Source organism: Bacteroidales bacterium, assembly GCA_023229505.1.
Classification (GTDB): Bacteria; Bacteroidota; Bacteroidia; order Bacteroidales; family JAGOPY01; genus JAGOPY01.
On the sequence record JALNZD010000040.1, the window covers coordinates 24,808 to 38,284 of the forward strand.

The window sequence follows — 13,477 nt, forward strand, 5'->3', positions numbered from 1 at the left end:
GGTCGCACGTTTTGCAGGTTATTTAATTCCCGCAATCCGGGGTTTGACACTCATCTGGTCACGGAGCTGGAGAAGCCCGGAAATAATGACAGTATCCATAGGGTTGATACCATCGACAACCTGGACTTCGTTTTCAGTGCGAATGCCTGTCGTGACATAAACCGTTGCTGCTTTTCCATTCCGGCAGACGAAGACTTTTTCACCCCTGATATCAGGGATAAAAGCATCGGATGGTAAGACCAAAGCGTCAGGAATTTTTTCCAGGATGATATTTACTTTGGTAAAAGCGCCCGGTGTAAGGATCCCACCTGGATTCGGACACCGGGCCCTGACGGTAAATGATCTTGTTGAAGGGTCGATCCTTGGTTCAATGGCATAGATCAGCCCTTTGAAAACACTATCGCTCCCTGCGACGGTGAAGAGGATTTCCATGTTGGCAGTGACCCCGGCGATATATTTCTCCGGTACGCTGAATTCGATTTTTATCGGATCAGTCTGCTGCATACGGGCGATGAGCATAGACGAAGAGATGTAGCCTCCCGGACTTGCATAGCGAAGGCCAATCCTGCCGCTGAAAGGTGCGTAGATCCCTGTTTTTTCCAGTTGCGCCCTGGTCAGTTCAATCTCAGCCTGAATTACGCCGAGTTGACTCCTTGAGATGTCGAGTTCTTCCTGGCTGACGGCCTTCAACTCCAGTAGTTTTTCCTTTCGATAGACATCGTCCGTGGCGAGCTTTTCATCCAGTTGCAACTTTTTAAGCTGCGCCTGCAATTCATTGTCGTTGATCTTCACGAGAAGATCTCCTTTCCTGACCAGGGAGCCTTCCTGGAAATTGATCGAAATGATCCGTCCCGGAACTTCTGCCCTGATTTCAACTTCTTCGTTTGCAAGAATGTTGCCGGTAGAAAATATCTTGTTTTCCAGCTCGCGTGGTATGGCAACGACGGCATTTACCTCGACGGGCAGCAGTGCAGTATTTGTTAATCCTGCCTGCGGTTTTTTTTGCTGGCAACTGTTTATGGTGAGAATTAAAGCGGTTAGTAATAGAATGGCAGGTAACCTGAAGACGTTCCTCATGTGATGATATTTTTTCAGTTCTGTAGAATTTCTTTGGAGCCTGTAAAATTAGTCATAAGATGCCTCCGGCATCAGGGGTCATGAAACATAGCTTATTATTAAAAATTGCATTAATTTTTTATAAACCTTTTGACGACAACCTCTTGATTCGCTTCAAGTTTCAGAAAATATATGCCTTTAGGAAGATAGTCCAGATTCAATGAAATGTTCTCATTTCCATTAATCATTTTAACCTGATGAATGATCACCCTTCCCAGGGGATCGGCCAGCTCAATATTCATGGAAACGGGTTTTTTAAGCTTTAAGCTGATATTCAGATAATCCAATGCCGGATTCGGATAAATGACCGGCATATTTTCGAATACTTCTGATTCTGCAATTCCCAGAAAGATGATTTCACTTTCAAGGATCATCATATCAATACTTTCAGCTGACGGATGAACTTCATCCAGAACTATAGGTTGAGGGATGATAGATTTTCCGGGGATTTCAGCAAAGATTTCATAAGTTCCATAAGCAAGATTAGAAAAAAGAAAGGATCCATCGGTCGACGAATAGGTCATCACTGCTGTGCCCGGTTCAGCTGTCCTCAGGATAATAGGAATGTTGGCAGACTTTCCGTTGTCAATACTGCCGCTGATGCTGCCAGGCCCTTCCGGAGCATTGGTTACTAACACCAGGTTGATGTGAGCGTCGTCAGTACTTTGGACCAGGTTGATCACAGTAGCTTCTTCCCAGTGAAGGACATCACCGTAATAAGTTGGCAGATAATCACCGTAATATATTGAATTAGGGCTGGGTTCAGCCTTGACAATATAATGAGCGGAAGAAAGGCCGCTGAATTCATACCAGCCCTCCTCGCCTACCATTTCGGCATAGATATCCACTACTGTTCCTTCAAGCATTTTATAACCATAAGCGAAGCCGGTTTCTATAGGATTCTCACCGGCATAAACACGCCCGACAAGGTAATAATATCCTTCCAGTTCCACATCCAGGATTGAATAACCCGCAACTGCCGTGGTATCTTCAACAATCTTCGTCTGATAATCTTCTCTTATGAAATGGACATTATAACTGCCCTGTTCAAGTGGCAATTCATAATGGCCCTGGTCATTTGTATAAACATAGTGTTCTCCAACGATAACCTTGACTTCATTTATCGGCAAACCGGTGGCGGCATTCGTGACATACCCCTTGAATCCGGCCTGATCGGGATTCGTTACGTGCATCACATTATGGAGTAATATATGCGTGTATTCAGGTAAGTTTGAAACACATTTCAGTTCCTGTTCATAGGATCCATGTTCAAAACCTACGGAACTGTATGTGATCCAGATGGTTTCCTGTGAATTTGGAGGGAGGTAACCTGATGCCGGGTTTACTGAAACAATAAAATTCCTGTGAAGATCGAAGCGGACAGCCAGCTCTGAATGAAGGTATTCCTGATTATATAACACCTGTAAGCCCAATTCCGGGTTCCAGGACTGGAGTCCCGCAGTAGCGCTGATTGTTTCAAAATCTTCACTCATTTGCCTGTACCGGATCAGGATAGTACCATTGACCATCATGACAACCTGTGCTGTAATAAAAGATTCAGTACCCGGATAATGAACCATTTTAGTGAATTGAACGATGGTCTTCTCCTCAAAGTTTTTTAAATATACTCTTGTGATTGCCGTATCGATGGTAAGGTCATCCCAGAACCAGGCGATGAAATCAATATAATTGTTATTGGTCGGAATCGGGCCATTGGCATAGGGTATGATCTGATCATTGAAACTTATACAGCCGTTCGCGCTGATCCAGAAATGGTTCTTAGACTGTCCATAAAATGGAAATTCAAATGGAAATTCAAAAGGACCAACGACATTATCATCTCCAAGCCCTTCAATAATGTAGCCGGTTTCGGATATATCAGTCCATGCCCAATCAGGACCTCCAGGTTCTTCACTATCTATCCAGGTGTACCCATAATTATCCGGGCCGCCCTGATCCCGGGAAGTATATCCGGGGAAAGAAAATTCAACTGTATCTTCTGTGGCATTTTTCAGAAGAGTATGAACCTCTGCTGAATCGTTGATATTCAGGGTAGCTTCGCATGCCTGCGGATCAAAATAAAACGGCGACTGTGCATTGAGGTTAAAGGAAGCGATGATAAGGATAAAGGTGAGACTGAGGTTAAAGTAGAAGATTTTCATCATTGTCAGGATTAAAATTTGTTTACTGGAATAATTAATAATATGCACAAATATAATTATTTTCAAAGAGATATCAAGGAATACGGGAATCTCCTTCTACAATCCTATATTTGCTTCCATCAAATCAAATCTTATGATAAGGATGATATGCCCTATTTATTCTTTGCCTTTACGATTGTAAGGATAAAGACCAAGCCTATTAAGAAGAAGACCCCGATGGCCACCACACTATAACGCATACTGCCGGTAATCGCTTCGATCAGACCAAAACTGAACGTGCCGCCGGCAGTGGCAAGTTTTTCCATCACATCGAAAAAACTGAAAAAAGAGGTGTGATCTGTCGTCTCAGGAAGCATTTTAGAATAGGTGGAACGGGCAAGCGATTGGGTACCTCCCATTACGATGCCTATGAAGAAAGCGGTGATGACGAAACCGGCCGCATCAGTAATAAAGTAGGCGCCGACACAGATCAGGGTCCAGGCCGCCAGCGAGATCATCAATGCCGGGAGGTTGCCGATCCTGCCGGATAACCTGGCAAAAGACCATGCCCCGCCAATCCCGACCAATTGGATTAAAAGTACCGTAGGGATGAGGACATTATCATCCAGCCCGATCTGTTTTTTCCCAAAAGATGCAGCCATGAACATGACCGAAAGCAGCCCCATCATAAAGAAAAAATAACTCACCAGGTAATAGCTGAGGGTGCGTGATTTCCTGATATAGCGATAAACGGATTGCAGTTCCCTGTAACCATTTGACAAGACGCTTTCGCGGCCCTGTCTTTTCTTGTAAGTATACTTTGGAAGCCGGGTAAAAGTAATCTGGGAAAAACCAATCCACCAGAGGCTGACGGACAGGAACGAGATACGGGGCGGCAGGCTGGAATCGGCCGGTATGCCGAACCAACCCGGTTTCATGATCATCGCCAGGTTGAACAGCAATAAGATGACTCCCCCCAGGTAACCCATGGAATATCCCCGTGCGCTGATCCGGTCATGATCTTCCGGTTTAGCAATGACCGGGAGAAAAGAATTATAGAATACGATACTTCCGGCGTATCCGAATGTTCCCAGGCCAAAAGCAATCATACCTAATTCAATGGTATTTTTATCGAAAAAGAACAGGAGTCCACAGCCTAATGCACCAATCCAGGTGAAAACTTTCATGAATGTCTTCCTGCGTCCTGTATAATCTGCCATTGAAGACATAAGTGGGGAAAGGATGGCAAGAGGGATATATGCCGAAGCGATAGTCCATGAATATAGTACCGTGTTGATCACTTTCGCACCGAAAAAGGAAACAGTATAATTGTCCCCTATGTGGGTAACAGCAGCATAATAACTCGGTAAAATAGCGGAGGTGATGGTTAATTGATAGACGGAGTTGGACCAGTCATACATCACCCAGCCATGGATGACTCTTTTATCGCCTTGCACGATCGGCCGGATTTCTTTTCGTCGGATCATGGGATGGGGATTTGTGGTGTTATTGCTTATGAGATTCCGGAAACCGGTTGATCCTGAACCGGCTTTTGAATTCATTGATCATTTCCTCGGATTCGAGCGGGACTTTTTCAACCAGCACACTGCTGCTGTCAAGCCCGAAGGCTTTTACATCAGAAATGCCGATTCTCTTTATGATGTTATAGATATTCATAATGAATTGGTCAAAAGTGTGGAAATCAAAATCATAGTTTTGGATACGGTCGATCAGAACAAACCGGAAATCACCGGGTATATGATGTTTTCTGAGTGATTGATAATTGCTGGTGATATCTAACTCGCCGCTCTCTTTCAGATCCTCAATAACTTCTCGAAAGAAAAGATTTAATCTTGGTTGGACTTTAAATCCAACGACAAATTCCACACGTGTCAGTACATCAGGGATCAGATTATCTACTTTATACTCAAGTTTGAAAGGTTCTTCCACAATGTGCAGGTGCAACAGCCAGTAATGGTCAGCACGTTTCGGTTGCTTCTGGAATATGGAATATAGGATTTTTGATTCCACATCTGTTTTATAATCCGCCCTGGTTAGATAAACAAGGTTAGTAGCAATTTTAGGAACTGTGACATCGTTTCGGAGATCCTTCAATATATCGGTATAATTGATGATTTTCTTGAAAAAAAGAAATCTTTTTTTGAGTTGCCTCCCCCTGTACCAGGTGTACATGATAGAAAAGAGCAGGCAGGTGAGCAGCAGCGTAAACCAACCGCCATAGCTGAATTTGTGCAGGTTTGCCACAAGGAATGAACCTTCGATGGTCAGGTACATGACCAGGAAGCCAATAATCAGAATTTTGGGCCTGTGTATCTTCATCAGGTAGAAGACCATAAGCAGGGTGGTCATCAGCATGGTGATAGTGATGGCCAGGCCATATGCGGCCTCCATGTTGGAAGATTCCCTGAAATACAGGATGACAAAACAACAGGCAAAGAAAAGAAACCAGTTGATCATGGAAATATACATCTGTCCCCGGTATACAGAAGGATAAGTGATCTTGACCCTCGGCCAGAAATTCAATGAGATGGCTTCGCTGAGGATGGTGTATGACCCTGAGATCAGCGCCTGGCTGGCAATGATGGCGGCGAATGTTGCAATGATAATGCCTGGCAACAGGAACCAGGCAGGCATGATGCCGAAAAACGGGTTAATGCCGGAGGAAAGTACATCCGGATTATGTAATAACCATGCCCCTTGTCCAAGATAATTTAATATGAGAGCGGATTTGACGAAGATCCAGGAAATCCTTATATTATGAAGACCGCAATGTCCCAGGTCGGAATAAAGGGCTTCAGCACCGGTAGTACAAAGAAAGACTGCACCCAGCAGCAAAAACCCTCCCGGATAATTCATCAGCAATTTAATTCCATATACCGGGTTAAACGCTTTAAGAACGGCAGGATAATCAAAGATATGGCTTAATCCAAGTATTGCCAGCATCAGGAACCAGATCAGCATCATAGGCCCGAATGTTTTCCCTATAGAAGAAGTCCCGAATTGTTGTATAATAAACAGCAGGGCGATGATGACGAGGGCGATCGGAAGAACCTGGACTTGCGGACTGATCATTCGGAGACCTTCAACAGAGGAAACAACGGTAATGGAAGGAGTGATCACCCCATCAGCAAGCAGCGCGGCCGCTCCAATGATAGCCGGAACGAAAATCCAGCGCTTTTTTTTACGTATCTGGGCATAGAGGGCTAAGATTCCGCCTTCCCCGTGATTATCTGCTTTAAGAGTGATAAAAATATATTTCAGGGTGGTTTGCAGTGTAAGCGTCCAGATGATGCATGAAAGTGCCCCAAGGATGTATCCTTCATCGATGGTCGTCCTGGCACCGGCGACAATGGCTTTCATCACATAGAGGGGGGATGTGCCGATATCTCCGTAAACGATGCCAAATGTAATGATGAGACCGGAAAGGCTGAGTCCGGATATCTGTGCTGTTTTCTTTTTCACTGGTTTACACAGAAGAAAATTAGCGGCAAAGGTATGTAAAAAAAGAGGGAAATTACTGCGTCTTTACCTCCGTCTGCGGGATTATAAGCTGAAACCCCTTTCAGTATTTGTATAATATTGTTAATCAATATATTAAAAAATATTTTAAAAATATTTCATTTTGACCGGGTATATTTTCAAAAAAACCGGATAAACATATGGTTGGGTTTATGGGAGTTTTTTCCATGATTGGCTGCAGGGCGTTAAAAAACCTGGCGTGTTTGCCCTGCGGCCTTCTTTTTTTATTCCTTAATCTCCCCTAAGATCTTATTCACATCATCTTCAGTTGATATGAGTTTTGTTTTGCAAATCCTGATTAATTCTGCCGCCCTTTTGACTTTTTCAGAAAGCGTGTCGATGGTAATCTCTCCTCGTTCGATTTCCGATACAATTGTTTCCAGTTCGCTGATAGCTTCCGTATAACTGATCTTCTTCTCCATATTATTCCTTTTTTGATTTGATTTCACTGTTAATTTCACCCTTATACAGCCGGGTGGTAATGATTTCTCCGGGATTGACACTTGCCGTATCCGTCAGGGGTTTTCCACCATGATAAGTGATGCTGTAACCCCTTCTCAGAATATTTCGCGGATCGAGCAGGTGTACCTGTTGATCCAACTTATCTATGACAACCTGTTGGTGGGTCAGCAACTGATGTACCCGCATAGCAAACCATTCCGATCTGTTTTTCAGGTCAATCCCCTTTTCCCTGAGCAGTAATCCAGGTTTAAAACGCAGCCTTAATTTCCCCCACCCCCTCTTCTCCTCTTCCAGCAATTTCTCGCATAAAGTGATGATTTTCAGGCTACTCTTCTCCAACCTTGCTGAAAAGTTATGAAAGTGCTGGATCAGGAAGTAAGCCACATCGGTCGGGGTAATTTTATTCTGGCCCACGATCATTTCGACAACCGTTTCATTGGTGGAATGGCCTATGCCGGTCAGCACAGGCAGCCGACATAATGCCACTTCTTTCGCCAGGAGGTAGTTGTCGTAACAATTCAGCCCGACATCCCCGCCGCCGCCCCGGATAATGGCTACAACATCGAAATATTCTGCTACCCGGTCGATTCTGCGCAACTGGCTGATGATCGAATCCACAGCTTTATCTCCCTGCAATAATGCCGGGAAAAGGATGCAGGAGAATGAATAGCCCCAGGGATTATTTTCAAGAATATTGATGAAATCAGAAAAGCCTTTACTGGTATTGACCGATATGATGGCAATCAGCTTTGGAAGCAAAGGCATTGGAAGCTGATGGTTGCGTTCGAACAAACCTTCATTTTTCAACCTGATTATTGTTTCCATCTTTTCCCTGGCCATTTCACCAAGGGTGTACGACGGGTCGATATCGCTGATCTGCAGCGAAAGACCATATACGGGGTGATATTTAACCAATGCCCGGAAAAGGATCTGAATGCCTTCTTTCAGCGGCTCCTTGGTTACCTGTAGGAATTTCTGGTTGATCCGCTGGAAGTCATTGGCCCAGATATTTCCACGGATTTCAGCCTTGATCATGCCTTTTTCCTTTTCAACCAATGATGGATAACAATGGCCGCTTCCGGGATAATGGTTCAGTTTAGCCAGTTCAGCCTTGATCCAGAAAGAGTTCGGGAAGCTTTCATCGAAAACCCTTGCAATTCCTGCGGTTAGCTGGGAAAGGGTAAGCACTTCAGGCTGATATGGGATTCCAGGTTCCAATTTTCAATTTTCAATTTTCAAATTTATAACTAAAAACTGCCCGTTCGCCGATTTTCATCCCCCGTTCACCGATTTCCCCTTTCCTGTCCCTTTTCCCCGTTTTATTTTTGCTTCATCAATTCATGAACAAAATGTTAAACTTTAATAACAATACTGAAATGGAACAGAATGAAAACACTACCGTCAGACACGGTATGCAAAGAAAATCGCTTGTATTCGGCTTACTTGTCCTTGGACTTGGATTTGCCTGGCTTCTTCACAACTTTGGGATGATCGGCGAATCAACCTGGGATATCATTTTCTCCTGGCAGATGCTGCTGATAGCCATTGGTGTCATCAACGTGGTAAATGATTCCTCCCGCGGCATTGGCTGGATACTGATCGCTATCGGCGGGTTCTTCATGATTTCTGAAGCATATGATTTGCCAGCAAGCTTCAGGCATGTCTTCTGGCCTGCGTTGCTTATTGTCATCGGCCTGGTACTGATCTTCGGAACCTCAAAACTTTTCCGCCACCGTGATTTCACCATCTCAAAAGGTGAAGATTATATAGAAGAAGTAGCCATTTTCGGGGGGCGTGATCGATATGTCAATTCCCTGGCTTTCCGGGGTGGGAAAATGGTGTCTATCTTTGGGGGATCCAAAGTCGATCTGACCAAGGTTGAACTTGCCCCGGGTAATGTGGAAATCGAGATCGTATCTATCTTTGGTGGCTCAACACTGATTGTGCCATCCGACTGGAACGTTAAACTCGAAGTTTTCAATATCTTTGGAGGTTATGGAGATAAACGGGTAAGAGGACAGGTCGATTTCAACAAAACACTCGTTGTGAGAGGCGTGGCAATCTTTGGTGGTGGAGAGATCAAAAGCAATTGATCCTGAAATTATAAAGCAACATGGCCAGGACCATAAAAAATCATCTTGAAATCGTTTATATCATTTTGTGGGTGACGCTCAGCGTCATCCACTTTTCCCTTTTATATTATGGCTATGGCCTTGATCCCTGGGTGGCATTTGCCGACAGCCTGGTTTTTAATTTTCTGTTTGCCCTTATCGGCAGCGGCCTCTGGTTTATGGTCCGCTATTCCGATCTTCAGACTAAAACTATCGGTGAACTCGCCTTCTATCATCTCTCCGGCGCAGCCGTGACGATCTTTGCCTGGATGATGGCCGGTTACCTCATTCTCAACAACATCTTTACCGACGATCTTTTTTACCATGCTTTTCTGAAACAAACCCTTTCGCTCCGGATCATATCCGGCGTAATGTTCTATGCCCTGCTCGTGACCGGGTATTACCTCCTGATCAATTTCCGCGAACTCAAGGAAAAAAGCCAGCGGGAGGCGCAACTGACGAACCTGCTTAAGGAAGCCGAGCTAAATATGCTTCGCTCCCAGATCCGTCCGCATTTCCTCTTCAACAGTCTCAATTCTATCAGTTCCCTTACCATGACCAACCCTGACAAAGCCCAGGAAATGGTCATCAAGCTGTCGGAATTCATGCGGTATTCCCTGAATTTTCCGGATACCATGATCAGTACCCTTGAAAAAGAATTGCATCATGTGGAATTGTACCTGGATATTGAGAAAGTTCGCTTTGGCAACCGTCTTGCTTTTGAGAAGCTTATCCAGCCGGAGTCGATAGAGTGGAGCGTACCGGTGATGATCCTTCAGCCTTTGCTGGAGAATTCCGTCAAATATGGGGTTTATGAATCTTCCGGAACGACAAAGATCAGCCTGGAAGCCTGTTTGGATGATGAAGTGCTGGAAATTAAAATAGGGAACACTTTCGATCCTGAGGCGAAAGTCAAAAAAGGGACCGGCACCGGTCTGAAAAACATCAGGGAACGTCTTTTAAATCTATACGGAACAAGCAGTCTGATGAAAATCAATCAATCTGATGATTATTTTGAGGTCATTTTAAGAATTCCAAAATATGCACGATAAAATCCGGGTTTTAATAATTGATGATGAATCCCTCGCCAGGGAATTGGTCAGGAAATATCTTTCGGATAATCCTGATATCGAAATCCTCGGGGAATGTGAAAACGGCTTCGATGCCCTGAAAGCCATCCGGGAACTCAAGCCCGACCTGCTTTTCCTCGATATACAAATGCCCAGGATCGACGGCTTTGAATTGCTCGAAGTGCTCGATCCGCAGCCGGAAATCATCTTTACCACTGCTTTCGACCAATACGCCATCAGGGCATTTGAAATGAATGCGGTGGATTATCTCCTCAAACCCTTTTCGAAAACCCGCCTGGAACAAGCTGTGGAAAAAGCCCGCGGAAGGATTTTATCAACGCCGGATGCTTCTTCAGCCGGGCCATCTATCCAAAAATTGCAGCAGCAAATCGATAATGACAAAAAGATCATCGAGCGGGTTGTAACCAGGATGGGATCAAAAATCACAGTCATACCTGTCGATAAGATATGGTATATCGAAGCAGCGGATGATTATGTGATGATCTGGTCCGAATCGGGAAATCATCTGAAAGAAAAGACGATGAAGTATTTTGAGGAGCATTTGCCCGAGGGGCAATTTATCCGCACCCACCGGAGCCACATCATTAACATTTCCCAGGTTGTATCATTGGAGCTTTACAGTAAAGATTCCTATATCGCCATCATGAAATCAGGAGCTAAGCTCAAGGTTAGCGCGGAGGGGTACAGGCGGCTCAAAGAGAAGTTTTGAACTTTAAACTAAAAGGTTGTGTCATTCTTCCAGGTCATAAGTTTCGCCCTCGTCCTGCTCGTGCTCATCCTCCTGGTGCGCTATGTGTGGGGTATTTTCTTCGATAAAAATTACCAGCCTGTGGAATGGGAAAATCAACGGAAACAGGGGATTATTGGCAAAGAGCTGATCCGGCTGGAACGAAATTATCCGGATAAAGTGCGGTTTTTTAACTGGTGGTTCCAGGTTGAGCGGCTGAAGAGGGATGGAGTCCCGGGAGATTTTGCCGAGCTAGGTGTTTACAAAGGCGAAAGCGCGAAGATTTTACATCAGATGGATCCCTCCAGGAAATTCCATCTCTACGACACGTTTGCAGGGTTTAAAGAAGAAGATCTGAAACATGAAACCGGCGAAGCCGCCACTTATACCACGCGCAATTTTGCTGATACGAGCCTGGAAGCAGCACGAAGAAACATTGCAGGGAATGAAAATTTGGTGTTTCATCCGGGGCGGTTTCCTGAGTCGACAGGAACAAGTTCCCAGTTCCCAGTTCCCAGTTCCCAGGCTCTTATGGGAAACGGTCTTGCGAACTGCGAACTGCGAACTGCGAACTACGAACTGGCCTTCGCCCTCGTCAACCTTGATGTCGACTTATACAAACCCACCAAAGCCGGACTGGAATATTTTTATCCGCTTCTCTCACCCGGAGGGGTCATCATCATACATGATTATACCTATAAGTGGCCCGGCATCAAAAAGGCTGTCGATGAATTCGCATCCACTATCCCTGAAGTACTGGTTATGGTGCCAGACATGGAAGGGAGTGTGATGATCATAAAATCCCAAACAAAAGCTGTTACCATATAAACGCTCAAACCACCTGCCAGGCAAAAATGGATCTAAAACCGGTCATACAAATTCAGGGACTCTCCAAATTCTACGGAAAAATTACCGGTGTTCAGAATATTTCATTTGATGTTCACCAGGGTGAGGTTTTCGGTTTTCTGGGCCCCAATGGTGCAGGAAAAACCACGACCATCCGCCTGATACTTGACCTGCTCAGGCCTTCGGCAGGCACTATTGAAATTTTTGGCATAAACCTGGCTCAGAACTCTTTTGAAATTCGCCGCAGATGCGGATACCTTCCCGGTAGTTTTTCCGCATACGGCAACCTGAACGGAATGGAATTCCTTCATCTGTGTGCAGACCTCAGGAATATTCCCCGGAAGGTCGATCCGAAATTGCTTGACAGGTTTGGGCTATCAGGCAAAAACCTGGAACAGAAAATCAAGTACCTTTCTCATGGCACATTACAGAAATTAGGTATTATCCAGGCATTTTTCCACCATCCCGAATTACTGATCCTCGATGAGCCCACCACCGGACTGGATCCCCTGATGCAGGAAGCTTTCTACGATCTTCTTAAGGAGCAAATGAATAAAGGGTGCACGATCTTTTTTTCTTCCCACAACCTGGCAGAAGTTGAAAGGATCTGCCACCGGCTGGCGATCATCAGGAAAGGCGAAATAGAAAGGGTGGATTCGATAGAAAGTCTCAGAAAAATGCTGAAAAAAAGGCTCCGGTTTACCCTTTCACAGCCCGCAGGAGATTTCATGCTGCCCGGTGCGGAGTTCTGTTCCCGGCAAGACCTTACCTATGAGTATTTGATTCATGGCGATATCCGGATGATATTAAAGAAACTGGCAGAATTGCCGCCATTCTTGCCCAATTGCCGGAAGCGATGCGGGTCTTTCTCCAGGAGAGCTTTTTCAGCACCCTGACCTATGACGGGGCGGCAGTATTTAGGTTCAACCACCCCCTTGTCCTGGCCTTGCTTGTCATTACGGCCGTTAACATCACGGTTCATCATATAACGCGGGAACTTGATTCAGGAACCCTGGAACTGCTTTTAGCACATCCTTTTAAACGCAGCGCCTTCCTCCTATCTTTATGGCTTTCCGGCAGTCTGATCCTGTTGCTCATCATTGTTGCTGCCATGATTGGATCACTCACATCGTTTATCCTTTTTCATCACCTGACGAGTGACATTTTTATCCATATAGTTCAGATCAGTATCAACCTCTGGCTTTTAATCGTCCTGATATTCAGTTATACCACACTGATTGCCGTATTTGGGAAAATGGGAAGCAAGGCCGGCAATTTCAGCGCCATCATAACACTTGTGTTCTACCTGTTAAGTTTTCCCGACTTTGACACTTGTTTGTCTTTTTTAACTATTTGAATTTCACAACTAATTGATATTCAGTGTACACAAAAATGGAATTCTTTTATTTTCAAAAAATGTAGTGGACACTTTATCAACAAAAT

12 protein-coding genes are annotated in these 13,477 nt (G+C 44.7%); 6 read left to right on the plus strand and 6 right to left on the minus strand.

All coding sequences use genetic code 11. From position 1 onward, the window contains the following. Positions 1-18: 18 nt before the first annotated feature. The 6 genes from M0Q51_13180 to xseA form a co-directional block, all read right to left on the minus strand. Positions 19-1,077: an efflux RND transporter periplasmic adaptor subunit gene (locus M0Q51_13180; protein MCK9400928.1), complete on the minus strand. Its 1,059-nt coding sequence runs from the start codon at positions 1,075-1,077 to the stop codon at positions 19-21. A gap of 110 nt (positions 1,078-1,187) precedes the next feature. Continuing rightward, positions 1,188-3,278, minus strand: coding sequence for a T9SS type A sorting domain-containing protein (locus tag M0Q51_13185; GenBank protein MCK9400929.1), 2,091 nt, complete (start codon positions 3,276-3,278; stop codon positions 1,188-1,190). Between the two features lie 152 nt (positions 3,279-3,430). Further along, positions 3,431-4,744, minus strand: a complete 1,314-nt coding sequence (locus M0Q51_13190) for an MFS transporter (GenBank protein MCK9400930.1) — start codon at positions 4,742-4,744, stop codon at positions 3,431-3,433. Positions 4,745-4,763: 19 nt separating this feature from the next. Then, positions 4,764-6,740 carry a KUP/HAK/KT family potassium transporter gene (locus tag M0Q51_13195; GenBank protein MCK9400931.1) on the minus strand — a complete coding sequence of 659 codons (1,977 nt, stop codon included), beginning with the start codon at positions 6,738-6,740 and terminating at the stop codon, positions 4,764-4,766. A 281-nt stretch (positions 6,741-7,021) separates the two neighbouring features. Beyond that, positions 7,022-7,219 carry an exodeoxyribonuclease VII small subunit gene (gene xseB / locus M0Q51_13200; protein MCK9400932.1) on the minus strand — a complete coding sequence of 66 codons (198 nt, stop codon included), beginning with the start codon at positions 7,217-7,219 and terminating at the stop codon, positions 7,022-7,024. A 1-nt stretch (position 7,220) separates the two neighbouring features. Further along, positions 7,221-8,477, minus strand: a complete 1,257-nt coding sequence (gene xseA / locus M0Q51_13205; protein ID MCK9400933.1) for an exodeoxyribonuclease VII large subunit — start codon at positions 8,475-8,477, stop codon at positions 7,221-7,223. 158 nt (positions 8,478-8,635) lie between these two features. On the opposite strand from xseA, the gene M0Q51_13210 reads away from it, so the two are divergent. The 6 genes from M0Q51_13210 to M0Q51_13235 are packed head-to-tail and all read left to right on the plus strand — an operon-like array spanning position 8,636 to position 13,391. Continuing rightward, entirely contained in the window at positions 8,636-9,352 is a 717-nt protein-coding gene (locus tag M0Q51_13210) for a cell wall-active antibiotics response protein (protein ID MCK9400934.1), read from the plus strand. Between the two features lie 20 nt (positions 9,353-9,372). Further along, on the plus strand, positions 9,373-10,422 hold the full coding sequence (locus tag M0Q51_13215) for a histidine kinase (GenBank protein ID MCK9400935.1): 1,050 nt from the start codon (positions 9,373-9,375) through the stop codon (positions 10,420-10,422). Continuing rightward, positions 10,412-11,170 (plus strand): response regulator, encoded by a 759-nt coding sequence (locus M0Q51_13220; protein MCK9400936.1) that lies wholly within the window; start codon positions 10,412-10,414, stop codon positions 11,168-11,170. Before M0Q51_13215 ends, M0Q51_13220 begins: the two co-directional genes overlap by 11 nt. An 18-nt stretch (positions 11,171-11,188) precedes the next feature. Then, on the plus strand, positions 11,189-12,016 hold the full coding sequence (locus M0Q51_13225) for a TylF/MycF family methyltransferase (protein ID MCK9400937.1): 828 nt from the start codon (positions 11,189-11,191) through the stop codon (positions 12,014-12,016). Positions 12,017-12,042: 26 nt separating this feature from the next. Next, the gene (locus tag M0Q51_13230) at positions 12,043-12,930 is read left to right on the plus strand and encodes an ABC transporter ATP-binding protein (GenBank protein ID MCK9400938.1); all 888 of its coding nucleotides are present in this window, start codon (positions 12,043-12,045) and stop codon (positions 12,928-12,930) included. Then, a complete protein-coding gene (locus tag M0Q51_13235) occupies positions 12,891-13,391 on the plus strand; it encodes an ABC transporter permease subunit (protein MCK9400939.1) in 501 nt (166 codons plus the stop codon). The genes M0Q51_13230 and M0Q51_13235 overlap by 40 nt, the downstream gene beginning before the upstream one ends. Positions 13,392-13,477 lie beyond the last annotated feature (86 nt).